The organism is Pseudomonas sp. PDM22, assembly GCF_014851965.1.
Classification (GTDB): domain Bacteria; phylum Pseudomonadota; class Gammaproteobacteria; order Pseudomonadales; family Pseudomonadaceae; genus Pseudomonas.
Genome location: NZ_JACVAR010000055.1, coordinates 1 through 269 on the forward strand (window position 1 = coordinate 1; position 269 = coordinate 269).

General features: G+C 59.9%; 1 protein-coding gene. It reads left to right on the forward strand.

The genetic code is table 11. The features are described from left to right. Positions 1-269, forward strand: a 269-nt coding sequence (locus tag IB255_RS30620) for an Ig-like domain-containing protein (protein ID WP_192211303.1), incomplete at both ends; no start/stop codon positions are given.

A 269-nucleotide genomic window follows, 5' to 3' on the forward strand; every position in this document is an offset into this window, starting at 1 on the left:
TCGTCATCGACACCACTGCGCCGACCGCACCGGTCATCAAGGACGTGGTGGACAACGATGATCCGTCCAACCTGATCGACGTGCCGAAGAATGGTTCGACCAACGACACCACCCCGGTGATTTCCGGAGACGGTGCCGAGAAGGGCGACATCATCCACGTCTTCGACGGCGAGACCGAACTGGGCACCGCTATTGCTGGTGAAGATGGCAAGTGGTCGTTCGAAGTTCCGGCCGACAAGGCTCTGGACGAAGGCGAACACGACTTCACC